The organism is Desulfomicrobium macestii (assembly GCF_014873765.1).
GTDB classification, from domain to species: Bacteria; Desulfobacterota; Desulfovibrionia; order Desulfovibrionales; family Desulfomicrobiaceae; genus Desulfomicrobium; species Desulfomicrobium macestii.
This window is the reverse complement of the sequence record NZ_JADBGG010000003.1, coordinates 1-23,117: the sequence shown is the minus strand read 5'-3', so window position 1 is coordinate 23,117 and position 23,117 is coordinate 1. Positions and strand designations below refer to the sequence as shown.

20 protein-coding genes and 2 pseudogenes are annotated in these 23,117 nt (G+C 58.4%); 12 read left to right on the top strand and 10 right to left on the bottom strand.

Going from position 1 to position 23,117, the window contains the following annotated elements:
* The 3 genes from yidC to mnmE all read left to right on the top strand — a co-directional run bounded on the left by yidC (position 1) and on the right by mnmE (position 3,987).
* Entirely contained in the window at positions 1–1,605 is a 1,605-nt protein-coding gene (gene yidC, locus H4684_RS02510) for a membrane protein insertase YidC (RefSeq protein WP_092189914.1), read from the top strand.
* 95 nt (positions 1,606–1,700) lie between these two features.
* Positions 1,701–2,579: a Jag family protein gene (locus H4684_RS02505; RefSeq protein ID WP_192622719.1), complete on the top strand. Its 879-nt coding sequence runs from the start codon at positions 1,701–1,703 to the stop codon at positions 2,577–2,579.
* Between the two features lie 34 nt (positions 2,580–2,613).
* The gene (gene mnmE, locus H4684_RS02500) at positions 2,614–3,987 is read left to right on the top strand and encodes a tRNA uridine-5-carboxymethylaminomethyl(34) synthesis GTPase MnmE (RefSeq protein WP_092190226.1); all 1,374 of its coding nucleotides are present in this window, start codon (positions 2,614–2,616) and stop codon (positions 3,985–3,987) included.
* A 184-nt stretch (positions 3,988–4,171) separates the two neighbouring features.
* On the opposite strand, the gene H4684_RS02495 is transcribed toward mnmE, so the two are convergent.
* From H4684_RS02495 to H4684_RS02480, 4 genes are all read right to left on the bottom strand, one after another.
* On the bottom strand, positions 4,172–4,474 hold the full coding sequence (locus tag H4684_RS02495; RefSeq protein WP_192622718.1) for a GIY-YIG nuclease family protein: 303 nt from the start codon (positions 4,472–4,474) through the stop codon (positions 4,172–4,174).
* Between the two features lie 506 nt (positions 4,475–4,980).
* On the bottom strand, positions 4,981–7,086 hold the full coding sequence (gene rnr, locus H4684_RS02490) for a ribonuclease R (RefSeq protein WP_192622717.1): 2,106 nt from the start codon (positions 7,084–7,086) through the stop codon (positions 4,981–4,983).
* On the bottom strand, positions 7,064–8,152 hold the full coding sequence (gene lpxK, locus H4684_RS02485; protein WP_192622716.1) for a tetraacyldisaccharide 4'-kinase: 1,089 nt from the start codon (positions 8,150–8,152) through the stop codon (positions 7,064–7,066). The genes rnr and lpxK overlap by 23 nt, the downstream gene beginning before the upstream one ends.
* A gap of 48 nt (positions 8,153–8,200) precedes the next feature.
* Positions 8,201–8,905: a Bax inhibitor-1/YccA family protein gene (locus H4684_RS02480; protein ID WP_192622715.1), complete on the bottom strand. Its 705-nt coding sequence runs from the start codon at positions 8,903–8,905 to the stop codon at positions 8,201–8,203.
* 92 nt (positions 8,906–8,997) lie between these two features.
* Here H4684_RS02480 and H4684_RS02475 point away from each other — a divergent pair, with 92 nt between their 5' ends.
* Together H4684_RS02475 and H4684_RS21095 are read left to right on the top strand one after the other, a co-directional pair.
* On the top strand, positions 8,998–9,348 hold the full coding sequence (locus tag H4684_RS02475; protein WP_192622714.1) for a hypothetical protein: 351 nt from the start codon (positions 8,998–9,000) through the stop codon (positions 9,346–9,348).
* A 56-nt stretch (positions 9,349–9,404) separates the two neighbouring features.
* Positions 9,405–9,782: a prepilin-type N-terminal cleavage/methylation domain-containing protein gene (locus H4684_RS21095; RefSeq protein ID WP_318779603.1), complete on the top strand. Its 378-nt coding sequence runs from the start codon at positions 9,405–9,407 to the stop codon at positions 9,780–9,782.
* A gap of 89 nt (positions 9,783–9,871) precedes the next feature.
* Here the strand turns inward: H4684_RS21095 and H4684_RS02465 are convergent, their stop codons facing one another.
* Positions 9,872–10,855, bottom strand: a complete 984-nt coding sequence (locus tag H4684_RS02465) for a transposase (RefSeq protein ID WP_192622713.1) — start codon at positions 10,853–10,855, stop codon at positions 9,872–9,874.
* 125 nt (positions 10,856–10,980) lie between these two features.
* Between H4684_RS02465 and H4684_RS02460 the strand changes: the two genes are divergently transcribed.
* The 3 genes from H4684_RS02460 to H4684_RS02450 are packed head-to-tail and all read left to right on the top strand — an operon-like array spanning position 10,981 to position 14,207.
* The gene (locus tag H4684_RS02460; protein ID WP_192622712.1) at positions 10,981–11,259 is read left to right on the top strand and encodes a type II toxin-antitoxin system TacA family antitoxin; all 279 of its coding nucleotides are present in this window, start codon (positions 10,981–10,983) and stop codon (positions 11,257–11,259) included.
* A complete protein-coding gene (locus tag H4684_RS02455; RefSeq protein WP_192622711.1) occupies positions 11,259–11,756 on the top strand; it encodes a GNAT family N-acetyltransferase in 498 nt (165 codons plus the stop codon). Before H4684_RS02460 ends, H4684_RS02455 begins: the two co-directional genes overlap by 1 nt.
* A 48-nt stretch (positions 11,757–11,804) precedes the next feature.
* Positions 11,805–14,207: an acetate--CoA ligase family protein gene (locus H4684_RS02450; protein WP_192622710.1), complete on the top strand. Its 2,403-nt coding sequence runs from the start codon at positions 11,805–11,807 to the stop codon at positions 14,205–14,207.
* 5 nt (positions 14,208–14,212) lie between these two features.
* Here the strand turns inward: H4684_RS02450 and H4684_RS21090 are convergent, their stop codons facing one another.
* From H4684_RS21090 to H4684_RS02435, 4 genes and pseudogenes are all read right to left on the bottom strand, one after another.
* Positions 14,213–14,425, bottom strand: a complete 213-nt coding sequence (locus H4684_RS21090; protein ID WP_318779607.1) for a four helix bundle suffix domain-containing protein — start codon at positions 14,423–14,425, stop codon at positions 14,213–14,215.
* Between the two features lie 225 nt (positions 14,426–14,650).
* A pseudogene (locus tag H4684_RS20935) lies at positions 14,651–14,839 on the bottom strand (four helix bundle protein); the annotation flags it as partial.
* Between the two features lie 75 nt (positions 14,840–14,914).
* On the bottom strand, positions 14,915–16,861 hold the full coding sequence (acs, locus tag H4684_RS02440; RefSeq protein WP_192622836.1) for an acetate--CoA ligase: 1,947 nt from the start codon (positions 16,859–16,861) through the stop codon (positions 14,915–14,917).
* 90 nt (positions 16,862–16,951) lie between these two features.
* Positions 16,952–17,809, bottom strand: a complete 858-nt coding sequence (locus H4684_RS02435; RefSeq protein ID WP_092189930.1) for a LytR/AlgR family response regulator transcription factor — start codon at positions 17,807–17,809, stop codon at positions 16,952–16,954.
* A 270-nt stretch (positions 17,810–18,079) separates the two neighbouring features.
* Between H4684_RS02435 and lepA the strand changes: the two genes are divergently transcribed.
* The 3 genes and pseudogenes from lepA to H4684_RS02420 all read left to right on the top strand — a co-directional run.
* Positions 18,080–19,882, top strand: a complete 1,803-nt coding sequence (gene lepA, locus H4684_RS02430) for a translation elongation factor 4 (protein WP_092189932.1) — start codon at positions 18,080–18,082, stop codon at positions 19,880–19,882.
* 56 nt (positions 19,883–19,938) lie between these two features.
* Entirely contained in the window at positions 19,939–20,541 is a 603-nt protein-coding gene (gene lepB / locus H4684_RS02425) for a signal peptidase I (protein ID WP_092189934.1), read from the top strand.
* A gap of 2 nt (positions 20,542–20,543) precedes the next feature.
* A pseudogene (locus tag H4684_RS02420) lies at positions 20,544–21,206 on the top strand (magnesium chelatase domain-containing protein); the annotation flags it as partial.
* A gap of 384 nt (positions 21,207–21,590) precedes the next feature.
* Here the strand turns inward: H4684_RS02420 and H4684_RS02415 are convergent.
* On the bottom strand, positions 21,591–22,274 hold the full coding sequence (locus H4684_RS02415) for a recombinase family protein (RefSeq protein ID WP_192622709.1): 684 nt from the start codon (positions 22,272–22,274) through the stop codon (positions 21,591–21,593).
* A gap of 335 nt (positions 22,275–22,609) precedes the next feature.
* Between H4684_RS02415 and H4684_RS02410 the strand changes: the two genes are divergently transcribed.
* Positions 22,610–23,014, top strand: a complete 405-nt coding sequence (locus tag H4684_RS02410) for a hypothetical protein (RefSeq protein WP_192622708.1) — start codon at positions 22,610–22,612, stop codon at positions 23,012–23,014.
* Positions 23,015–23,117: the final 103 nt, after the last annotated feature.

The following is a 23,117-nucleotide window of genomic DNA, read 5'->3' as shown; positions in this document are numbered from 1 at the left end:
ATGGATAGCAATAAACGCGTCATCCTCGCTGTTTCCCTGTCGCTGCTGGTGCTTCTGGGCTGGAATTACATGTTTCCGCCGGTCACGCCCCTGGAAACGGCACCCCAGAATATTACGTCACCCAATCAGACCGAGGCTCCCGCTCCCCAGGATGGGACGCCGGTGATGCCTTCCTCGCCAACCGTGCAGTTCGCTCCTTCCACAGGGGAAAAGATTTCCATTGAAACGCCCCTGTATCACGCCGTGATCAACGCTTCCGGTGGCGTGCTGGAGAGTTTCGAGCTCAAGGATTACAAGGAAACCATTGATCCGGGCGCCAAAAACATCGATCTGGTCACGGCGCAGTCCGTGACCAAGGCACCCATGGGTCTGATCTGGAATTCCATGCCGACCTGGGCCCAGGGCGAATGGACCGTACAGGGCGGAGATCTGGATCTTTCCGACGGTCAGAGCGGTACCATCCAGCTGAGCGGCGTCGTCGGCGGCGTGCAGATGGACCGGGTGCTGACCTTCACCGGCGGCACGTACGAGGTCAAGGAAGAGGTCAAGATCACCAACGTCACCGCGGCACAGGTTCAGGGACATCTGGCCTTTTCCGTGTCCAGCGTTCCGCTCACGGCCGAGAGCGACAAGTACAACATGACAAAGATCGCCTACATGGCCGCCGGAAGCCTGACCGAGGAAGATAGCCAGAAGGATCTGCAGATCGGTGTTGAATCCCCCACTCCGGCCCAGTGGGGCGGCATCGAGAGTAACTACTTCCTGCTGGCCATGGTGCCGACCTCTTCGGACATGTTTGCCCGCGCCAAGCTTGAGGACAATGTCTACCGCATGACCGTCGCCGATCAGGTCCTGCTTGATCCAGGCATCACGCAGCTGCGCACTGTGTCCTACTATTTCGGGCCCAAGACGGACAAGGACCTGGCCATCATGCCTAAGGACCTCAAAGGCAGCATGCACTACGGCTTTTTCGACATCATCGCCAAGCCGCTCAATCAGTTTCTGAAATTTCTGTACGGTTATGTAGGCAACTACGGTATCGCGATCATCATCCTGACCATCATCATCAAGCTCCTCTTCTGGCCCTTGTCGCACAAGAGCTACAAGTCCATGGAGCAGATGAAGAAGTTGCAGCCCATGATGGCCAAGATTCGTGAAAAGTACGCCGACGACCGCGAAAAGATGAACTCCGAGATCATGCAGCTCTACAAGACCTACAAGGTCAACCCGGCTGGCGGTTGTGTGCCCATGCTGCTGCAGATTCCCGTGTTTTTCGCCCTGTACCAGGCCCTGCTCGGCGCCATCGAGCTCAGGCATGCGGCCTTCATCCCGACCCTGCCCTTCACGGATCTGGTCTGGCTGGCCGACCTCTCAGCCAAGGACCCCTACTACATCACGCCGCTGATCATGGGCGCGACCATGTTCCTGCAGCAGCGTCTGTCTCCGCCCATGGGCGATCCGATGCAGGCCAAGATCATGATGTTCATGCCTGTCATATTCACCTTCCTTTTCCTGAACTTTCCTTCCGGTCTGGTCGTGTACTGGTTGATCAACAACCTGCTGTCCATCGCTCAGCAGTCGTACATGATCAAAAAGTCGAAGTAGCATTGAGATCATGCCCGGCGGCGTCCGTTCGTGGACGCCGCCGGGCATGCCGTGATGCGTTTTTTGATTTTTTCAGGAACGTGAAGGAGAGCTGGATGAATACATACAAGGATTTTCAGGCCAAGACCGTGGACCAGGCCATTGATGACGCATGCCGGTTTTTCGCCACTCAGCGCGAGGCACTGGAAATTGAAATCGTCAGTGGCGGATCATCCGGAATATTCGGCCTTGGCGCCAAAAAGGCGACCATCCGGGCCAAAAGGCGTCGCCTGTATCCGGCTGTGGACGAGCCTATAGTGCCCGCTGTGGCCGAACCGGTGCGTGCCGTACAGGCAGCCGCTCCGGCTTTGCATGAGGAAGTGGTCCTGGCCGACGATGCCGCCCTTGAGACGGATGCAGTCATTGATTTCGACGAGGAAGATGAGCCTCGCCCCGTCACGACGCTTTCCCCCGAGGAGATGGTCCGGTTGGAAGCGGATATCCGAACGATCATGACCGCCCTCATAAAGCCCATCGCGGTCAACGTGACCCTGGCCATCGACGTGGCGTCAAGCCCCATCACCGTGCTCATCGAGGACGAGGACAACTCGGGCCTGATCATTGGCCGCGACGGGCAGACCATCACCGCGCTCCAGTATCTGGCCAACCGCATCGTCTCCAAATCTTGGCCCCAGAGTCCGCGCATCCAGCTGGATGCGGGCGACTATCGCCAGAAACAGGAGGAGCAGCTTCTCGGCATTGCTCAGTTTCTTTCGGAGAAAGCCAAGAAATCCGGAAGAGTACAGAGTACCCGGCCTTTGTCGTCCTTCCATCGCCGGGTCGTGCACATGGCCTTGCAGGACGATCGTGGCGTGCAGACGCGCAGCAAGGGCGAAGGGCACATGAAGCGGGTTCTCATCCTGCCGGTCAAGCGCGGCAAACCCGGCGGTCGGCCACCCAGACGTCAGGAAGCCGCCCAGGCTCGTCAATCCTAAACTTTGCGGGCCTTCGGCCCGCTTTTTTTTTATCATGAACACAAATTCCGACACCATCGTGGCCATCGCCACTCCTCCCGGCCAGGGCGCCATCGGCATTGTCCGCCTGAGCGGCCCGGCCGCCGGGGAAATCGCGCGCGGTCTTTTTCATTCCTCTCGTCCGGGCTTCACGGCTTTTAGACCCTACCATCTGCATCACGGGCAACTGCGAGACGCTGGAGGGAATTTTCTGGATGAGGTGCTGGCGGCTTTCATGCCAGGTCCGGGTTCTTTCACAGGAGAGGACGTCGTCGAGCTGCAGTGTCATGGCGGCGGCGCCGTTCTGCGCCGGGTGGTGGAGGAATGTCTGGAGCATGGCGCGCGGCTGGCGGCGCCGGGCGAATTTTCCAAGCGGGCCTTTCTCAATTCACGCATGGATCTGACCCAGGCCGAGGCCATCATGGAGCTGGTTGGCGCGCCCACGGCCGTTGCCGTTGGTCTGGCCGGGAGCAAGCTTGAGGGTTTGCTGGCGCGTCGTATCGGCGAGCTTCGGGCCGGTCTTGAAGCCTTGCGCGTGCAACTTTGCGTGGCTGTGGATTTTCCCGAGGACGAGGTCGAGTGCCTGGCCCCCGAGGATCTGGCTGCAGGTGTTGCCGAGGTCCGCGAGGCCATGGCCGAGCTGGCCGACAATTACGATCGCGGCCGCTGCTGGCGCGACGGGGCCCTGGTGGTTCTGGCGGGGCAGGTCAACGCGGGCAAGTCGAGCCTTATGAACGCGATTCTCGGGATCAACCGGGCCATAGTGACCGACATTCCGGGTACGACGCGGGACTATCTGGAGGAATCCGTGCAGATTGACGGCCTGCCTGTGCGGCTGGTGGACACGGCGGGCCTGCGCGCGTCTCTCGACAGCGTTGAACTCCTGGGCATCGAGCGCAGCCGCGAACTTCTCGGAAGGGCCGATCTGGTTTTGCTGGTCATCGATTCCGAGCTCGGGCCCGGAGCCGAGGATCTGGACCTGGCCCTGAATACGGACAATCTGCTCGTTGTGGCCAACAAGATGGATCTTGTGGGCGGCGAGCCTGCCTGGCTTGGGGAGAGCCCATGGAATGAACGGGAGTTGTGTCCGCTATCCGCCAAGCATGGCCAGGGCGTGTCTGACCTGCTGGCGGCAATCCGCCGGATCGTGGCCGCCACGGGCGCTCCAGAAGCCGGTGCGCTGGTGCCCAACCTGCGCCAGCACACGGCCCTGGTCCGTGCTGGCGAAGAGCTTGCGCAAATGCTGGACGAACTCGCGGACGGACAGCCCTATGACATCCTCTCCGTCCGTCTGGACACGGCCTGCGTCCTTCTGGCGGAAATCACGGGTGAGATTTCCTCCCAGGAGGTGCTGAGCGCCGTGTTCGACGGATTTTGCATCGGGAAGTGAACGGGGAATGGCAATCTTCGGACACAAGCAAGTCTTTGCGGGAATATGCACATTGTGATGTACGGATAGTGTTGGTTAACGCTCAGCGTTGTCGGCGTTGAGGCATGCAGATTTCTTGAAATAACCATCCGCATTCTCTCGAAGTCATCCCCGCGCAGGCGGGGATCCCTGCCTTTTTTATGTTTTAGAATGACGTAATGTCTTCCCAAAAATCCTTCCATTCAGGATTTTTCTCCTCTATCAATCGGATTTTCCAGCTCCTGTTCCATTTTTTGATCTGCTTTTCCCGCAAGATTGCGTCACTTGGTGACGAATGCTCTTCGAAATAGACAAGTTTATGGACGAAGTGTTTTTGGGTGAACCCTTCCACAACATTGTTTTTGTGCTGCCATACGCGGGCGGAAAGGTTTGAAGTAATTCCTGTGTAAAGGGTTCCGTTCAGTTTGCTGGCGAGGATGTAAACGAAATACGTATTTTGTCGTTTCATTGCGACTTCGTTTTTGCCGTCTTCATGAAAAGACTGCACTGCAAAAAAGTAGCGAAAGAACCTGCATGTCATTCCCGTGAAAGTGTAAATCCATTCTTTTCATGTAGTTAAAAAAGGTAGGGTTCCCCTTCTTCAGACGCACCTGCAAAAAGTCGTGGATGAACCTGAGTGTCATTCCCGCGAAGGCGGGAATCCATTCTTTTCAAATACTTAGAAAGGCGTAGATCCCCTTCTTCAAGGGGATGACGATTTTTTGCAGTGACCTCTGAAAAGGCGGGGATCCATGCTAGCGTGCACGCGCTACGCTAGCACCCCACTCGAGTCATCCCCGCAGGCGGGGATCCATGCCTTTGTTCTTTTTATGGCCGGAAGATGGATTCCCGCCTGCGCGGGAATGACTCGGTGAATTGGCGTCTACCCTCAGAGGAAATCCATGTGAATGGGCATAACGCAGTATGAATGCAAGTTGCACTTCAGCAATTACGTGACATTCTACTGAGCAAGTTTCAGGGCAACGTGAAGTTGATTTCCACCCTCTCCAGACTTACGGCCTCAAGAATCACGTTCAAGGTCTGGCCCATGGCGAAGGTTTTTCCGGTGCGCTGGCCGAGCAGGTCCTGGCGTTCCGGGTCGAAGACGAAGAAGTCGTCCAGGGTGGCGAGTCGCACCAGCCCGTCCACGGGCATGTCCAGAAGCTCCACCCAGAAGCCGAAATCGGCCACTCCGGAAACAACCCCGCGCATCTCCTCTCCAATCCGATCCTCAAGGGCCAGAATGGCCGATCTCTTCTGAATCTCCCGCTCCGCCTCCATGGCCTTGCGTTCAAGGGCGTTCAGTCCTTCGCAGATGCCTTGCACGTCTCCCACGCTCATTGTTTCCGCTTCGCCCGCCAACAACCTTTTGAGTGACCTGTGCACCAGAAGATCCGCGTAGCGGCGGATGGGCGAGGTGAAATGACAGTAGGCGACCGAGGCCAGTCCGTAATGGCCGTCGTTGTCCGGCGAATATTGCGCCTGCATCATGGTGCGCAGGATGAGGCGGTTGACCAGATATTCGATGTCCGTGCCCTTGGCCGCATGCGAGATCTGCTGCAGGCCCATCTGGTTCATTTCCTTGGGCAGGCGGTCCACCAGGCTGGTGTGCGAGAGCATGCGCAGCAGGGTCTCCAGCTTTTTTTCGTCGGGCTGGGGATGGATGCGGTACGGGAAGACGCGCTGGCGCGCGCCCATGTATTCGGCCACGCGTTCATTGGCCGCGATCATGAACTCCTCGATCAGGCGGTGGCTGAAGAGTCGGGTTCCGGCGTGGACGCTGATGATGTCCTCGACCACGCGGACCTGGGCCTCGGGGATGTCGAAATCCAGGCAGCCGCGATCCATGCGGCGCTTCATGAAAATTCTGGCCAGTTCCTCGGCGTCGCGTAGCATGGGCAGAAGCGGGGCCGTGTCCTGGTCCGGCGAGCCGTCCAGGGCGGCCTGCACCTGATTATAGGTCAGGCGGGCCTGACTCATGATCACGGCGTTGTAGAGGCTTGGCGCGCCGGGTTCTCCGTCAAGCGAATAGGGCGTGTCCACGACCATGGCCAGTCGAGGAACCATCGGCCGCAGGCTGCACAGTCCGTTGGACAGGGCCTCGGGGAACATGGGTTCCACCGAGAGCGGGAAATAATAGGAATTGCCCCGGGCCAGCGCCTCGACGTCCAGCGGGGAGCCTTCGGGCACGTAGTGGGCCACGTCGGCAATGGCCACGACCAGGCGGTATCCGTTCTCCTGCCGTTCGACGTAGACCGCGTCGTCGAAATCCTTGGCCGTCTCGCCGTCGATGGTCACCAGTGCGAGGCGGCGCAGGTCATTTCGGCCCGCCCAGTCCTCGGGAGAGGGGGCATCCGGCAGGGCTTCGGCCTGCCGCAGCGCCGGAACCGGAAAGACTTCGGGAATGGAATAGCCGGTCTTGACGAGCAGCTCCTGCGTGGCCAGATCCCGCTCTTCTCCCAGACGGCGCAGGGCCGTGCAGCGCCAAAGTCCCTTTTCCTGCTCCTCCACCGGCGCGACGCTCAGGATATCGCCTTTCTCGGGGTTGGGGATGCCGCTGGTATCGACCACAGTGTAAAAGGGCATGCGCGAGTCCGTGGGATGGCAGAAATAGCTGTCCTGATGGATGCGTCGGCTGACCCTGACCAGAAGCTCACGCGTGGCCCGGTCCAGAACCTCGACGACGCGTCCTTCCGGGGAGTCCTTCTTGCGCGAGGTGTCGATGACGGCGACGACCCTGTCGCCGGGCCAGGCTCCGCCGAAGTTGCTGGGGTGGATGAAGAGATCCTTCTGCTTTTTGTCTTCGGAAATGAGGTAGCCCACTCCGGAGCGGCGCACGTCGAGGGTGCCGGTCATGCGCGGCAGGTTGTCCAGGAGCCCGTAGCTCTTGCCCATCTGCACGATTTCGCCGCCCTCGACCATCTGGGCCAGCGTTGATTTGATGACCTTCTTGAGGGAGGCGTCGGCGTCGAACAGGTCGTAGATGTTCTTGCTGCGCATGGGCGCACCGGCCTGGTGCAGGGCGGTAAGGAGGTTTTTCTTGGAAAATTTGGTTTGTTTAGCTTGCTTTTTCGGGGGCATGTAAAGTCCATGGTAGGTTGTGAAAACGATCGCCGAGCCAGTCGCGAAACGACAGAGGGCCAGCGGTTGAAAAGGATGTCGTCAGCTGCGGAGTCCACAGCCGTTCATCGGCAAAGGGCGCCAGTTTGACGGCGTCCTTGGGCGTGCAGACGATGTGCGCGCAGTTGTTGCGTTCGGCGGCCGCGACAATGGCCTGCCAGTCGGAGATGCCAAAGGGGTGATGATCGGGATAGATCAGGTGACGGACCGGCTTTTCTCCGAGATCGGTCTTGCAAGTCTGACACACTTTGTCCGGATTGGCGATGGCCGTGACGAGCATAAAGCGCTGGCCGTCCAGCGTGTCCTGTGTCTCGCCGGTCAAGGCGTTGGCCACGCCCCGGGCGGTGACCCGAAAAAAGAAGATGGGCTTGCCCAGGATCGCCAGCTTGATGTGGGCGATGGTCTCAAGGCACCCGTCATCGTCGAACATGGTGTTGATCAGAAACGCATCGGCCCTGGCTAGGGCCGAGGTGTCCTCGCGCCATGATCCGGCGGGGATGACCCGGTTCCATTCCTCATCCAGATCGCGCGGGCACAGGAGGCACAGGTTCAGGTCGCGCTGGATGCGCAGGTGCTGGTACCCGTCGTCGAGGACAAAGAGATCGGCCATTTTTCTGGCCGCGATCTTGCCCGCCCGGACGCGGTTGGGATCGACCAGGATTTGGGCCTGGGGGTGCGTGCGTTTGAGCAGCAGCGGTTCGTCACCCGCCTCGTGAGGCGGACTCAAAAGTTGGACCGCATAGGGCAGGTGCGGCGGTTTGCCGCCGTAGCCGCGAGTCAGCACCGTGGGGCGGAGCCCCTCGTCACGGGCCCAGTCCAGCAGCCAGGATACGACCGGTGTCTTGCCCGTGCCTCCCCAGGAGATGTTGCCCACGCTGATGCAGGGAGCCGGGGGCCGCCAGGACACGCGTTTGCCTGAGGCGTAGAGCCTGGCGCGCAGGCGCATGAGCCGGGCGTAGGCCTTGCTTAAGGGGCCCAGTATGTGTGGGAACTGGCTTTGCAGACGAGAGATGCGGTCAGGAGTCATGGTATGGGCGCCGAAAAAGGAAAAGGGCGGCTAGCAGCCGCCCCTGGATTAGTTTCGGGAAGATCCGAAGAATCGCAGCAAAAAGAGAAACAGATTGATAAAGTCCAGGTAAAGGGTCAGCGCGCCGAGGATGGTGCCGCGACGGACGGCCACGGTATCGTCCATGGGCGCGGACTCGCCCATGACTTTAAGCTTCTGGGTGTCGTAGGCGGTCAGGCCGGTGAAGATGAGCACGCCAATGCCGCTGATGACGAAATCAAGGGCGGAGCTGGCCATGAAGATGTTCACGATGGAGGCGATGATGATGCCGATGAGCCCCATGAATAAGAAGCTGCCCCAGCCGGTCAGGTCCTTCTTGGTAGTGGCGCCGTAGACGCTCATGGCCGCGAACATGCCGGTGCAGACGATGAAGGCCTTGAAGATGGAGGCCGCCGTGTAGACCAGCAGGATGGACGACAGCGTGGCGCCGGTCAAGGCGCTGTACAGCAGAAAAAGTCCCGTGGCGGTTCCGGCGGACATGCGATGAACGCCCCCGGATATGGCCAGCACCAGGCCGAACTGGGCGATGATCAGGCCCCAGAAAATTATGGGATTGGCAAAGATGACTTGCGCGATGGCGGGCGTGGTGGCCACGGCGTAGGCGACCACAGCGGTCAGCCCCAGGCCCAGGCTCATCCAATTGTAGACCCCGCGCAGGAAAAGGTTCGTTGCCTGCACATCGGTGCGGGTCTGGGAAACAGTCTGGAAGTTCATTGTTCCTCCTCATTATGGTTGTTTTTGGATGAATTCCGACAGCCTCGCAAGTATCCAGAGCTTCAAAAAAGTGCTTCGACCTGCTCGGCCCGATGCCAGAAATCAGCCCTTCTGATTTAGGTCATCTGGGGCGCAAGTCAAGGATTGGCGCTCGTGGGCCCAAAAATGGGTTTGAACTGACAAATTTTGTCAGCCCTACCATGAATTCGCATCAGTTTGCCTGTTCCGGCGACCAGGAAAGCACACAGAGATCCCTTCGCAAAAAAAAATCCTCCCGCCACACCTCGGTCATCCCCGCGAAGGCGGGGATCCATGCCTTTCCCAACATCATGAAAAAAAAGAGTTTCCCGCCAAAACCCAACATGGCCCGCCCCGCAGGATTAACTCTGCGCCAGACCGCCGCCCAACCCAAAACAAAAGAAATGACACCTTGGCACGGATAATGATAGTAGCCCATTACAAGCATGGATATCTCAACCCAACTTTATTGGAGGATTGTATGAACCGGTTCAGAAAGAATGAAAAAGGCTTCACCCTAGTCGAACTTTTGATCGTTGTGGCGATCATCGGTATTTTGGCAGCGATCGCGATTCCGCAGTTTACGAAGTATAAGAAAAATGCGGCTGTACAGGGTTGTAACTCTGATTTGCGGAATTGTATGAATGAGATGGCTGCACAGTTTGCAAATAATTCTGCTGTACAAGCGTTTAATTGCAGTGATCTTGCGGGTAATGGCCTTAACGCAACAGAAGTATCAATTGATGAAGATACAGGCGAAATTGACTTTGTCGCCGGCCGAGTAGGTACTGGGCAATATGGCGGATTTACGGCTACTCCTGCACTTGTAGACCAAAGAGCAAATTGTACGATTAATTAGTTCGAAATTATTTTCATGACAAAGTCTTTTTTTAAACCCTCGTCAATTGACGAGGGTTTCTCGCGTTTGGCTATCCCGAAGAAAAGGGGTCAAGTCTTCTTTTGACTTTTATTAATTCTCCTGATGATATTCTCAATTCTTTCAGCCTCTTTTTTATCTGTATCAACCTTCCTTTTCACTCGTGCGATGGCGCTGGCGACGGTGCTGTACTTCTCGATTTTGAAGTGCTCCCCGATTTGTTTCAGGCTGTCTCCCTTGAGGATTCTGGAGAGATATATGGAGATGTCACGGGGATCGTTATTGACTCCTCGCACTGACGAGGCCAGGACGTTTTCGGTGACGCCATGGGCTTCGCAGACGACCTTTTTGATCGCCTCCACTGTGACCGGCGCAAGTTGCTTTGATTCCGGGACTTCGGGGCTGAGCTTGGCTACGAAAAAACGGTCTTTGATGGTCTGGACGAAGTCCGAATTCCCTAGAATCGCGGGCAATTTCTTAAGGGAGAAAATCCTTTCGATCTCCTCGTCTTCGTCCCGGGCCATGAAGCGACGATATTCGGCGCGCGCCTTGGCCGGATCGTCGGAGAATTGCGAAAGCAGCGTCTCGGTATGCAGCCATTTCCATGCGTCCCCACGCCGGAGATAGCCAACGTGGCTGCTCCAGGGATATTCCGACAGTGACTTGGTCAACCCGGCCTTCAAAGGATTGTGGTGGATGTACCGGATTAATCCTTGAAGATATTCGTCTTCGCCGATCAAGATCGCCTTGTATCTGCCTTTGAAAAGCTGCCCGTCCAGACCGTAACGCCGATTGAACCACTGCGTGTATACGCCGCCGAGATGCCGCATGGCGCGCGCCAAGTTGCCCTCGGAAGACTGGACCAGAATATGGTAGTGGTTGGACATCAGGCAATAAGCTGCGACGTTCATCCGGAACATCTCCGATATGCTTTTGAGCAGGTCGGTAAATGTCTTGTAGTCTTGGGCGTCGCGGAAAATGTTCTCCCGCTGCCGTCCCCGGTTCATGACATGATGCCATGCGCCGTTAAAATCGATTCTTAGTGGTCGTGCCATGGGAGCAAAGTGCCAGCTTGGGATAGTTTAGTCAAAAGAAGACTTGACCCCTTATGGCTTTTTTGCGGTCACGTATTGTCATGACGTTGTCATGACGTTATAGAGAGAGGAACTAAGGAGGGGTTATGGCAACCACGACATTGTCCAAAACCGAAAGGATCGATGTGCGGGCCAGTATTTCTGTGAAGCAACTGCTGCAGGAAGCCGCACACGCCAGTCATAAGAGCGTCAGCGAATTTTTGTTGGACGCAGGTATCAATGCTGCAAACCAGGCTCTTTCCGATCGCCGCCATTTCGTGCTTGATGAGGTTCAGTGGGAAGCCTTCGAGCAGGCTCTCGACAGACCGGTTCAAGCCAAGGCTCGACTTCGCAGGCTCATTACCGAATTCGGAGTGCTTGACTGATGTTCGAACCAGTGCGCAAGCTCCAAGCCGGTGACGATCTCGACGGGTTCGACTGTGGTCAGCCTGCGCTGAATCAGTTTCTGCAGCGGTTTGCGCTGATGAATCAGAAGGCCAGCTGTGCCCAGACCTACGTTAGCATTGCAAAGGGGCGCGTGGCCGGCTTCTATTCCCTTGCCGTTGGGAGCGTATCACCTGCGGATGCACCGTGCCGGGTTGCCAAAGGGCTGGCCCGACACCCCGTGCCGGTCATGATTCTGGCCAGGCTGGCGGTGGATGTGGAGTATCAGCGTAACGGTCTGGGACGGGCGCTTCTCAAAAATGCATTGCTGCGAACGCTGCAGGCAGCGGACATCGCGGGGATCAGGGCGGTTCTTGTGCATGCCAAGGACGCACAGGCCCGGGAATGGTATGCTTCCTGGGATTTCGAGCCGAGCATGACGGACCCGTATCATCTTTTTTTACTTCTGAAAGATCTTAAGTCCGCCCTTGATCGATAATCTTGCTCCGGGCATGATGCGCTGCATCATCCCCTCCAAGGAGCGCCCGTGAAATCACCCGACTATATCGACTTTAAGGCCATCACGGCCCTGTTTCAGCACGCCCACGCCGAATCCCGAAACTTCCTTTACGAATACGAAGTCTATTCCCTTCTCTCCAAATCCGGCGCCGAGACTCCTCCTCGGGCCCATTTGCTTGTCCGTGGGGCGCGGGTTTCGGATGAGGAGTTGATGGCCATTCCCGGGGAGAAGGCGGTGCTCAAGATCGTTTCTCCGACCATCGTGCACAAGACCGAGGTCGGCGGGGTGCGGATTGTGGGTAAGACGGCGCAGGGGGTTCGGTCGGCTCAGCGGCGCATGCTCTATGAGGTGCCCGAGAACTATGCAGCCTGGATCGGGCGCAATCCTGACGCCGCGCCGCCCTCCTACCGGGGACTTGGCGGGCAGGCTCTGGTTGCCGCCATCAGCCGGGATTTGAAGGGTGTGCTGCAGGTGCAGTTTATGCCTCCCGACTCTGACACCTTTGGCCATGAGCTCATCGTGGGCCTGCGGCGGACGCGGGAGTTCGGCATGGTTTTAAGCGCCGGGCTCGGCGGGACCGACACCGAGCTTTACGCCCAACGCTTTCGCAAGGGGCAGGCCATTGTGGCGGCGTCCACGGCCATGACCGATGGACAGACATTTTTCGAACTTTTCCGCCAGACCATCTCCTACAAGAAACTGGCCGGGCTGACCCGGGGACAGCGCCGCATCGTCACTGACGAGCAGCTCATCGAGTGCTTTGAAAGTTTCGTGGCCATGGCCAATTTTTATTCGCCGGACAATCCGGACGCGCCCTTCATCATCGAGGAACTGGAGGTCAATCCCTTCGCCTTCACCGATTATCTGATGGTACCCTTGGACGGCATGTGTCGTTTTTCCCTGCCCGAGTCGCAACCCGCATGTCGGCCGGTGGGCAAAATCCACAAGCTGCTACACCCGGAGCGTATCGGCATTGTCGGGGTTTCGTCTTCGCGCAGAAATTTCGGGCGCATCATTGTGGAAAACATCCTGGCCCAGGGCTTTGCCCCGGAAAACGTGACCATCCTGCGCGAAGGTGTCCCGGATCAGAGCGGGGTGCGGTGCGTGCCTGATCTGGCCGCGCTGCCGCACAAGCTCGATCTTTTGGTCGTGGCCGTCGGCGCGGCTCAGGTGCCTGATCTGGTGGAGGAAATCATCAGCAGGGACGCGGCCCACGCGGTCATGCTCATTCCCGGCGGCATGGGTGAGACCGAGGACAGCCGCGAGCGGGCCGCGCAGGTGGTGGCGCGGATCAATCAGGCCCACGGGGAAGGCGACGGCGGGCCGATTTTCCTCGGAGCCAACTGCATGGGCGTGGTCTCCCGCCCCGGGCGCTACGACACCTGGTTCATCCCCGAGGAGAAGCTGCCCCGCGACCGGGGCAAGCCCTACCGCCGCGCGGCCCTGGTCAGTCAGAGCGGAGCCTTCATGCTGCACCGCAGCAGTCAGTGCCCGGAACTGGTGCCAGCCTACATGATTTCAATGGGGAACCAGACCGATCTGACCCTTGGCGACATGGTCAGCTATTTCAAGGATTCGGATCAGGTGGATGTCATCGCGGTCTATGCCGAAGGCTTCAGCGATCTTGACGGACTGGCTTTTTGCCGGGCCGTGCGTGAGGCGGTCATGGCAGGCAAGGAGGTGGTCTTCTACAAGGCGGGCCGTACACCCGAAGGCAAGTCCGCCACCAGCGGGCACACCGCTTCACTGGCCGGGGACTTCATGGTCTGCGAGAGCTGCGTGCGTCAGGCCGGAGCCATCGTGGCCCAGAATTTCAACCAGTTTCAGGATCTTTTTCTGCTGGCTGAAACCCTGAACGGCAAGAAGATCCGGGGCAATCGGCTGGCGGCCGTGAGCGGCGCGGGATTCGAGGCGGTGGGCATGGCAGATTCCATCCAGAGCGACGATTATTCCATGCAGCTTGCGCCATTCGCCCCGGAAAGCGTGGAGGAGATCGCCGGGGTGTTGCGGGAGAAGCGGCTGGACGCACTGGTCAGCATCGTCAACCCGCTGGACATCAACCCCGCCGCCGACGATGACGCCCACGCCCGCATTGCCGCCATCCTGGCCGCCGATACTGGTGTGGACGCCGTGGTTCTGGGTCTGGACCCGCTTTCCCCGGCCATGCACACGCTGGCCGATACCGATGTCGCGGCTTTTGACCTGCACGCCGAAGGCAGCATTGCACGCTTGCTGCCGGAAGTGGTCCGGCAGAGCGACAAGCCGATTATCGGCGTCATCGACGGCGGCCGCCTTTATGATCCCTTGCGAGACGTGCTCATGGCCGAGGGCGTGCCTGTTTTCCCGGTCTGCGACCGCGCGGTGTCCGCCTTGGCCCAATATATTCAGGCTCGGCTTTATGCCGATCTGCTAAGGGGCGGGTTGGGGTAGGTTTGTTATTTGGAACTGCGCTGCCGTGATCGGACGCGGTGCAACCGCTCGGTGAAGCCGCCCTCTTGAATAAAGGCCTTAGCCTGGGCAGCAAGCTGTCGATCCAGGAGATGGCAGGCCAGGTTCAGGAGGGAAAGGGCGGCGTTGGCGGCCAGGGTTTCGGGGGAAAGAGGGCTGAAGGGTGTGGTGGACTGGCACTGACTGACACGGACGGGCACGGACCCCGGACCTGACTGGATGTTTTGTGCTTTGTCCGTGGGGAGCCTTGAAAGTCCGTGTTCGCCCACCGCTTTCTGTCTTTCTGTTTCTTCTTTCACCCACCGCCGAACATCATCCAGCTTCGCGCAGCGCTTCTCTTTGAATCGCTTCAGCGCCGGATGCTCAGGTTCCAGCAGTGGCAAACCGCGCTGGCGCAGGAAATCTTCATAGTCCAGGCGCAACTCTTCCAGGCTGGCACGGGCCACGTTGGTGAGCTTGAGCTCCATCTTTTTCGACGTGCCCGATGCCTGGCTGCCTTCGGCGATGTTCTGGACGCCGGAGCGTGCGGCCTGGACCATCTGGTCGTGGGTGCGGCTGCGTTTGGCCACGAATTTTTCACAGAATAGCACTGTCACGTCGTAGGCCAGTAGCGCTACCTGAAAACTTTTGAGGCTTCGCTACCCGCCGTGCTTTGGAATGAGCGCTTCGACCATGACCTTCTGTGCGGCCTAGTCTTCCACGACTGCCGCCAGATCTACCTGAACCCCGGCCTCCCTGGCCTTCAAGACCCGGCGCACGATCTTGCCGCTGCTGGTCCGGGGCAGGGTCTCCACGAATTCCATGGACCGGATCACGGCCACGGGACCCACTTCCTTGCGGATATGGGTCTTGAGCATGCGGATGATCTCGTTGCGGTCGTCCAGGGCCGCGAATTCCGCCTGCAGCACGATGTAGGCCTTGGCCACCTCCCCCTTGATCTTGTCCGGGATGCCGATCACGGCCGCATCGGCCACGGCCTTGTGGGTCAGGAAGGCGTTTTCGAGTTCGACGTTGCCGATGCGGTGCCCGGCTATGTTCATGACGTCGTCGGAGCGGCCGTGGATCCAGATCAGGCCGTCTTCGTCGCGGGTGGCGATATCGCCCGCCCAGTATTTGCCGGGACCCAGGGGCCAGTAGGTCGCGTCGCGGAGTTCGGGCTTGCCGAAAATATCAAGCAGCATGGACGGCCAGGGTTTGGTCACGATGAGATTGCCCGCGACTCCGGCTTCCACGGGATTGCCGTCCTCATCGACGATGTCCACCTCTATGCCGGGCATGGGGCGGTGCACGGAGCCCGGTTTCAGGACCGAGACCGGAAAGGGGCTGATCATGCATCCGCCGGTTTCGGTCTGCCACCAGGTGTCGAGGATGGGGCATTGGGAGTGGCCGATGAATTTGTAGAACCAGAGCCACGTGTCGGGTGAAATGGGTTCGCCCACGCTGGCCAGGAGGCGCAGGGTCGAGAGGTCGTGCATGCGCGGATACTGGTTGCCGTAGCGCATGAGCATGCGGATGACCGTGGGCGCGGTGTACAGGATGGTCACGCCGTAACGGGCCACGATGTCCCACATGCGGTCGGCCTGGGGATAGAGGGGGTGCCCTTCGTACATGACCGTGGTCGTCCCGGCGATGAGCGGGCCATAGACCACGTAGCTGTGGCCGGTGATCCAGCCCATGTCGCCGGTGCACCAGAAGATGTCCGTGGGCTTGATGTCGAAGACCCAGTCCAGCGAGCGGTGCAGTCCGACCATGTATCCGGCGTGGCCGTGCACGATGCCCTTGGGCTCACCCGTGGTCCCGGAGGTGTGCAGGATGAAGAGCGGATCATCGGAGTTCATGATCTCCGTGGCCGCGTCGGAGCGCTCCTGGCGGACCAGGGCGTCGTACCAGATGTCGCGGGCCTCGCCCATGTCCACGTCCAGCTTGGCGCGGTTGACCACGACCACGGTCTCCACGCAGTCGCACCCGCCCACCAGCGCCTCGTCCACGGTGGCTTTGAGGTTGACGATGCGCCCGTTGCGGTAGAACCCGTCGGCCGTGACGACCAGCTTGGCCTCGACCTCGGTGATGCGCTGGCGCAGGGCCTTGGCCGAAAAGCCGGCGAAGACCGCGCAATGCACGGCCCCGATCTTGGCGCAGGCGAGCATGGCCATCATGGTCTGGGGGATGAGCGGCATGTAGAGCACCACCCGATCGCCCTTGCCAAGGCCCAGTGAACGCATGGCGTTGGCCAGCTTGTTCACCTCGCGGTAGAGTTCATAATAGGTGTATTTTTTTGTGTCCCCGGCCTCGCCTTCCCAGATCAGGGCCAGCTTGTTCTTGTTGGCCGTGGCGATGTGCCGGTCGAGGGCGTTGTACACGATGTTGCACTGGGCGCCCTTGAACCACTGGTAGCGAGGGGCCTCGGAGTCATCCATAACCACATCCCACTTGTTGAACCAGTCCAGCTCCTGGGCCGCGTCTTCCCAATACCCCAGGTTGTCGGCCTTGGCCGATGCCTGGGCCGTGGCAAATTCCTGCGGATTGACATTGGCCTCGATGACCAGTTGGGGCAGGGGGCGGAAGACGAGTTCTTCGCCATAGGCCATGTCGGTTTCTTTCATGGCGTTCTCCTTGCGCGGCAGGCCGCGTTTCATGCCGGTGCGTCGTTCCATATTGTGTACTCGTTTTAGTATTCGGGGAAAGCCCATTCTCGGCTAGTGGCCTTTTGGGGCAGGTAAGCGCCGCTAGAGCTGCAAAATTTTCTTCAGTTCACCGATGCGCCGCCTGCTGACCGGAAGCTCGATCTTCTTGCGCCCGGCCGTGCGCAGCATGAAATTGCCGCCTGGCATGGATGCGATCTCCGTGACCATGTCCAGATTGACCAGATACTTGCGGTGCACCCTGCAGAAGCGATGTGGCCGCAGGCGCGCTTCCAGGTTCTTGAGACGGTAAGATGTCAGGAAGCGGTCCTGGGCCGTGTGCACGAAGCTGTAGTCCTCGTAGGCTTCCACATACACGATCTGCGTGTAGGGAATGAGGATGTGGCGACCTTCCTGATTGACAGGCAGCTTCTCGATCTCCGGAGAGCGCTCCCGGCTCATGTCCCACGCCTGGCGCAGGGCGTTGACGAAGACCTCTTCCTCGTCGTCGCCCATGGACAATTGCACGGTCTCTTCACTTATGTGCTGACGGGCCTGCAGGGGCTGGGTCGGCGGCGATGCCTTCTTGCGCGGAAGCAGCGGGCGCAGGCGCTCGATGGAGCGCGCGAAGCGGTTCGCGTTGGCGGGCCAGAGCAGGTAGTCGGCGGCACCGAGTTCGAAGGCGGTGAAGGCCTGATCCTCTTCCGTGGCCAGAAAAATGAGCGCGGGCGGGTCGTCGCCCTGGGCCAGATGCGCGGCCAGTTCCATGCCGCTGACTCCATGCGGGAGATCGGTGCCCATGAAAAAGACATCGTAGGGAATGAAAGCCAGCATCTCCAGGGCCTCGAACGAGGACACGGCCTCCCCGAGCACGGCAATCTCCTTGACAGGAGAGAGCATGTCTCGCAATTGAGACCTGACTTCGGGATCCGGGTGAAGAAGCAACGCTTTGAGTTTGGACATGGCGCCAGCCTGGTCGCAGGTAGTGGGAAAACGATCATATATCCTTGATTTCAAAAGTTCTCAAGCGCTGTTCCCGCTTTCGATGCCGGCCTTGGAGCGGGCTTGTTTTTGCTTGTGTCTCCATATTTTAAGCAATTGAATCTATTACTTTTTGTTTCTTTCCGCCGAATTTTGTCCCTCCTTGCGTTCAATGGACATCCCAAAGAAAATCAAATATCAATAAACGTTTTACCCGTAACGAACGCAAGTCTCTCTCCCAACACAGGACATATGGCTACACAAGAAAATATCAGAAATTTCAGTATTATAGCCCACATAGATCACGGAAAGTCCACCCTGGCCGACCGGATTATGGAAAAGACGGGGCTTATCTCCGATCGCCAGAAAAAGGATCAGTATCTGGATCGCATGGAGCTGGAACAGGAGCGCGGCATCACCATCAAGGCCCAGAGCGTACGCATTCCGTACAAGGCGAAAGATGGCCGCAACTATATCCTCAATCTCATCGACACGCCCGGTCATGTCGACTTTTCCTATGAGGTTTCGCGCAGTCTGGCCGCGTGCGACGGGGCGCTGCTGGTTGTCGACGCCACCCAGGGCGTGGAAGCCCAGACCCTGGCCAACGTCTACATGGCCCTGGACAATGACCTCGAAGTGCTGCCGGTCCTGAACAAGATCGATCTGCCCAGCGCCGAACCCGAACGGGTGGCTGAGGAGATCGAGGAAGTCATCGGCATCGATTGCACCGACATCATCAAGGTTTCGGCCAAGTCCGGGCTTGGCGTGGAAGACCTGCTCGAACGTCTTGTCGAACGGGTACCACCGCCGAAAGGCGACACTGACGCGCCGCTCAAGGCCCTGATCTTCGACTCCTGGTACGATTCGTATCAGGGCGTGGTCGTGCTTTTCAGGATTCTGGAAGGGCGGATCAAGACCGGGCAGCGCGTGCAGATGTGCGCCACGGGCAAGAAGTTCGAGGTCACCAAGCTCGGCGTTTTTTCGCCGGAGCCCACGGACATAAAACAGCTCGCGGCGGGCGAGGTCGGCTTCATGTGCGGAGCCATCAAGGAGCTTAAAGATGCCCAGGTCGGCGATACCATCACCGACCCCGACAATCCCACAGCCTCCCCTTTCCCCGGATTCAAGACCATCAAGCCCATGGTTTTCTGTGGTCTCTATCCTGTGGAGCCGGCGGAATACGACACCCTGAAGTCCGCGCTGGAGAAGCTGCAACTCAACGACGCCGCCCTGTACTACGAGCCCGAGACCTCGCAGGCGCTCGGTTTCGGGTTCCGTTGCGGGTTTCTGGGGCTTCTGCACATGGAGGTCATCCAGGAACGGCTTGAGCGCGAGTTTCAGGCCAAGCTCATCGCCACGGCTCCTTCGGTCATCTACCGAGTGACCCGTATTGACGGCGTGACCTTTGACATCGACAATCCGAGCAACCTGCCGCCGCAGGAGAAGATCCAGTCCATTGCCGAACCCTTTGTCCGCATGGAGATTCACGTCCCGAACGATTATGTCGGCAACGTGCTGGGCCTTTGCGAGGAGAAGCGCGGCATCCAGAAGGACATGCGCTACATGACGTCCACCCGCGTGGTCATCAGCTACGAGCTGCCCTTCTCGGAGATCGTCTATGACTTCTTCGACCGCCTCAAGTCGGTGACCAAGGGCTTCGCCTCCCTGGACTACGAGGTCATTGACTACCGGGTGGCCGATCTGGTCAAGCTGGATGTGCTCATCAACAGCGAACCCGTGGACGCCATGGCCGTCATCGTGCACCGCTCCAACGCGGCGTACCGGGGCCGCGCCCTGGCGCTGAAGCTCAAGCGGGTCATCCACCGCCAGCTGTTCGAGATCATCATCCAGGCGGCCGTGGGCAGCAAGATCATCGCGCGTGAGCGGGTTTCGCCCATGCGCAAGAACGTCACGGCCAAATGTTACGGCGGTGACATTACCAGAAAGCGCAAGCTCCTGGAAAAGCAGAAAGAAGGCAAAAAGCGCATGAAGCGCATGGGCAGCGTGGAGATTCCGCAGGAAGCATTCCTGGCTGCCCTCCAGTCGGACGAATAGACTCTTACTTTCGATAACAACTGCATTGGCAGATTACGTATCAGGCAGGTAAACACATGAACCCTCGTTGGCAGACAATGCTCAAGGAATACGCCGAAGCCCTTATCGTGGCGCTCATCCTGGCGTTTTTCATTCGTTCTTTCGTGGTCCAGGCGTTCAAGATTCCGTCCGGATCCATGCTCCAGACCTTGCAGATCGGCGACCATCTGCTGGTCACCAAGTTCGCATACGGCGTGAAGATTCCCTTCACCAACACCATGATCATCGAGCGCGAAGGTCCCGAGCACGGGGACATCATCGTGTTTGAGTTTCCCGAGGATCCTTCCAAGGACTTCATCAAGCGGGTCATAGGCCTGCCGGGTGACGTCATCGAGGTCCGGGAAAAGAAGGTCTTTCGCAACGGCGTGGAACTTCAGGAGCCCTACATCCAGCATGTCGACACCTCGACGTCCGTGCCCCGGCGGGACAATTTCGGACCGGTCATGGTGCCCGAGAACAAATACTTCGTCATGGGCGACAACCGCGACGAATCCTACGATTCGCGATTCTGGGGTTTTGTCGAGCGCAACACCATCGAAGGCAAGGCGCTCATCCTGTACTGGTCCTGGGCCAGCCTGACCGACATCCGCTGGGAACGCATCGGGCAGCTGGTGGAATAGGCATGATCGCCAAGGTCTCCACCGCCGCCTTGCTGGGAATCGACGGATTCTCCATCGAGCTAGAGGTGGACCTGGCGCGTTCGGGCATGCCCGCCTTCATCATGGTTGGGCTGGCCGAAGGCGCGGTGCGCGAGGCCAAGGAGCGCGTTTTTTCGGCGCTCAAGAATTCGGGCTTCAAGCTGCCGCCCAGCCGCATCACGGTGAACATCGCCCCTGCCGACATCCGCAAGGAGGGCTCGGGCTACGACCTCCCCCTGGCCCTTGGCCTTTTGGCCGGGGCCGAAGTCATCCCCGGAGAAAAGCTCTCCGGCCTTTATCTGGCCGGAGAGCTTTCACTTTCCGGGGAACTCAAACCCGTGCCGGGTGCCTTGCCCCTGGCACTCCGGGCCCGCGAAGCCGGTGCCCGGGGCATGATCGTGCCCGAGGCCAACGGCAGGGAGGCCGCCGTGGTGCAGGGTTTGCCGGTGTACGGGTGCAGAAGCCTGGCTCAGGTTGTGCGTTTCGTGCTCGGCGAAGAGGATACCGCTCCTTTGGTCTGCGACGTTGCGGGGCTGTGGGGCGAGCAGGAACAGTTCCGGCGGGACTTCTCGGAGGTCAAGGGCCAGGAGCGGGCCAAGCGGGCCATAGAGATCGCCTGTGCAGGCTCGCACAACATGCTCATGTTAAGGCGTGAATGCCCCGTGGCTTTTCTTACGCCCAGCCAGCACACGCCAAGGCCCTCTCTTCCCGTTGCTCCCTCCCGTGGTATGTGAGAGAGAGAAGAAGGAGAGACCAAGGAGGGCAAGCCATCATGACACGGGCTGTCTGTTTGTTCTGCGGTGAAGGAAAGGCCGGGGCGTTTGTCCGATGCCCCTATTGTGGTCTGTGAAACGATAACCGCCCGGTGATCCTGTTAGGCCAGTAACCTGACTTGGCCAGGAGGGAGGCCCTTGGTTCAGTCTAGGTCGTTGGATGGTCCTTGGGGCTCAAGCGGAAAAAAATAAAACAGATGATTACTGTTTGTTTGTGAAACATAATTTGTGAAACATAAACAAGGACAGGCCATCCGCCTACCTCGATTCAAGCCTTGCCAGTAGGTTCTTCACACTAGACGCATGCCAAGCCCCGCCCCTGGGCGTGGTCACTCCCATCTTGTTCAGTTTATCAGCTATACCTTTCAAGCTGGTGATGCCTTGGGCTTCCTGAATCTCTCTGACCACATCAACCAACTTCCCGGCTCGCTCATCGGCATTACGCTTCACTGCTTCTACACCAAGCTCGTTCCCGTACTGCCGGAGGTGAGCGGCTCCCTTGGGGCATCCGAGCTTTACCCCTCGCTCCTTGGCGGCAGCAAGAGCGGCCTTGGTCCTGGCAGAGATGGCCTTCCGTTCCTCCTGTGCCACAAGGGCCATGATGCCCACTGTAAGCTCGTTTGCTGTCGGCATGTCGGTGGCGATGAAGTGAACCCCAGCTTCCTGAAGGCCTAACAAGAAACGGGCATTGCGTGACAGGCGGTCCAGCTTGGCAATGACAAGCGTGGCCCCTGTGAGGTGGCAATGGGCTAGGGCCTTGGTCAGTTCTGGTCTGTCGTTCTTCTTCCCGCTCTCAACCTCCACGTATTCAGTCAACAGGGTCCAGTTCCCGCCGTTCAGGTAGTCGGTGACAGCCTTCCTCTGCGCCTCAAGGCCAAGTCCTGACAGCCCCTGCTTAGCGGTGGATACCCGCAGATATGAGATGAACTTCCCTTCAGCCATGTCCTTTACTCCTGATTACAAATCCCGCTTACGTTCGTTAGGAGGTTTTGTAATAGAGGGTAAGGCAGGTGTCAAGGGGTTGCTGGTGTCAAGGGGTTGCTGGTGTAGCAGGGTGGCCAGGATGGTGACGGCCTATCTATTGAAGCAAGGGCTGGATGATGATTATGGCGCTGACGATTTCTCCAAGAATCTGAAGCGGACTGAAGGTATGGGGGAACTTGGTATTGATATATCGTATATATGGGCTTTCAGGTTTTTACCCCGAAATCGGTCTTGATTTGTTGTGATATGCTTGTAAGGTTTCCTATAAAAATTCAGCACTGGAGGATTGCGAAGTGATTGATCTCGCATTGTTGGCAGCCGGAGGGCAGGTTCTAAAAGACACCCATGCAGCATTTAAGAAAGTACAGGAGATCAAACAAAATTCAGAGCTTTGTGATTTGCTTGAGAAGATATTAGATCTTCGTCAAACTGTTTTGGATGCTAAGCATGAAATAGTTGACCTGCGGACAGAGCTTGCCGAACTGCGCAAGCGCAAGGAAACAGATGATCGGCTTGATTTTGACAGTAAGATTGGCGTATTTTTTATGCGAGAAGATGTAAGCAGGCTTGCGTATTGTACAAAATGCTGGAAGAAAGATGGGAATCTTGTCCCGATGACAGCTTCTGATCGGGGGTATATTTGTTCTGTCTGTGATTCAAATTACAAAAACCCAGATTATGTGTACCCTAGTTGTTGATCAGCACCCTAATGGAGCCACCGATCGGCACCCTAATAGATCCAGCAAAAGTGAGAGATTTTCGCTCGGACGACCTCGTCTGATTACGTGTTTATGAGTCGCC

Coding starts and splice junctions, on each gene's coding strand:
- H4684_RS21095 (WP_318779603.1), top strand. CDS start 9,405: ATGAACCGGTTCAGAAAGAATGAAAAAGGCTTCACCCTAGTCGAACTT.
- H4684_RS02505 (WP_192622719.1), top strand. CDS start 1,701: ATGAATACATACAAGGATTTTCAGGCCAAGACCGTGGACCAGGCCATT.
- H4684_RS02415 (WP_192622709.1), bottom strand. CDS start 22,274: ATGGCTGAAGGGAAGTTCATCTCATATCTGCGGGTATCCACCGCTAAG.
- lepA (WP_092189932.1), top strand. CDS start 18,080: ATGGCTACACAAGAAAATATCAGAAATTTCAGTATTATAGCCCACATA.
- acs (WP_192622836.1), bottom strand. CDS start 16,861: ATGAAACGCGGCCTGCCGCGCAAGGAGAACGCCATGAAAGAAACCGAC.
- H4684_RS02435 (WP_092189930.1), bottom strand. CDS start 17,809: ATGTCCAAACTCAAAGCGTTGCTTCTTCACCCGGATCCCGAAGTCAGG.
- lepB (WP_092189934.1), top strand. CDS start 19,939: ATGAACCCTCGTTGGCAGACAATGCTCAAGGAATACGCCGAAGCCCTT.
- mnmE (WP_092190226.1), top strand. CDS start 2,614: ATGAACACAAATTCCGACACCATCGTGGCCATCGCCACTCCTCCCGGC.
- H4684_RS02455 (WP_192622711.1), top strand. CDS start 11,259: ATGTTCGAACCAGTGCGCAAGCTCCAAGCCGGTGACGATCTCGACGGG.
- H4684_RS02480 (WP_192622715.1), bottom strand. CDS start 8,905: ATGAACTTCCAGACTGTTTCCCAGACCCGCACCGATGTGCAGGCAACG.
- H4684_RS02475 (WP_192622714.1), top strand. CDS start 8,998: ATGCCAGAAATCAGCCCTTCTGATTTAGGTCATCTGGGGCGCAAGTCA.
- rnr (WP_192622717.1), bottom strand. CDS start 7,086: ATGCCCCCGAAAAAGCAAGCTAAACAAACCAAATTTTCCAAGAAAAAC.
- lpxK (WP_192622716.1), bottom strand. CDS start 8,152: ATGACTCCTGACCGCATCTCTCGTCTGCAAAGCCAGTTCCCACACATA.
- H4684_RS02465 (WP_192622713.1), bottom strand. CDS start 10,855: ATGGCACGACCACTAAGAATCGATTTTAACGGCGCATGGCATCATGTC.
- H4684_RS02495 (WP_192622718.1), bottom strand. CDS start 4,474: ATGAAACGACAAAATACGTATTTCGTTTACATCCTCGCCAGCAAACTG.
- H4684_RS02460 (WP_192622712.1), top strand. CDS start 10,981: ATGGCAACCACGACATTGTCCAAAACCGAAAGGATCGATGTGCGGGCC.
- yidC (WP_092189914.1), top strand. CDS start 1: ATGGATAGCAATAAACGCGTCATCCTCGCTGTTTCCCTGTCGCTGCTG.